Source organism: Micromonospora sp. NPDC048040 (assembly GCF_055587185.1).
In genome coordinates, this window is record NZ_JBVJGT010000048.1 from 1 (window position 1) to 760 (window position 760).

Below are 760 nucleotides of genomic sequence, written 5' to 3' on the forward strand. Positions count from 1 at the left end.
ACGCCCGGTTACATTCCGAACCCGGAAGCTAAGCCCTCCAGCGCCGATGGTACTGCACTCGGGAGGGTGTGGGAGAGTAGGACACCGCCGGACAATCATTCCAGTCGAGGGCCGCCCCATCCGGGTCGGCCCTCGACTGCGTAGCGCCATGGGTGGCGCAATGAGGAAGGATGTACCTGTGAGTTCAGGATCGCAGGGCGGAGATCGTCCCCGTCGTTACGAAGACCGGGCGGGCGGGCGCGAGGACGCCCCGCGCCGCGACGACCGGCCGTCGTACCGGGATGACCGGGGTGGTCAGCGCGGCGGATACGCCGGCGACCGCCGCGAAGGCGGGTACCGGTCTGGTTCCCGTGATGGCGACTCCCGCGCGGCCGGCGCCCCCCGTCGTGACGGCGCCGAGCGCCAGGGTGGTTTCCGGGGCGAGCGTGGCGGCGAGCGCCGCGAGGGCGGGTTCCGTTCGGGCCCGCCGCGCGAGGGTGGCTTCCGCCGGGACGCTGGCGACCGTGAGGGTGGCTTCCGCGGTGGGGATCGCCGTGAGGGTGGCTTCCGTGGCGGTGACCGTGAGGGCGGTTTCCGCGGTGGTGAGCGCCGTGAGGGTGGCTTCCGTGGCGGTGACCGCGAGGGCGGTTTCCGCGGTGGTGAGCGTCGCGAGGGTGGCTTCCGTGGCGGTGACCGCGAGGGCGGTTTCCGCGGTGGTGAGCGTCGCGAGGGTGGCTTCCGTGGCGGTGACCGCGAAGGTGGCTTCCGGGGCGGCGACCGC

Annotated in this window: 1 protein-coding gene and 1 rRNA gene; one reads left to right on the forward strand and one right to left on the reverse strand. The window is 73.0% G+C overall.

The genetic code is table 11. The features are described 5' to 3' along the window. Positions 1-93, forward strand: a 5S ribosomal RNA gene (gene rrf / locus ACZ6O2_RS28915); the annotation flags it as partial. 91 nt (positions 94-184) lie between these two features. On the opposite strand, the gene ACZ6O2_RS28920 is transcribed toward rrf, so the two are convergent. Continuing rightward, positions 185-760: hypothetical protein (locus ACZ6O2_RS28920; RefSeq protein ID WP_466025055.1), on the reverse strand; the 576-nt coding region annotated here is incomplete at its 5' end.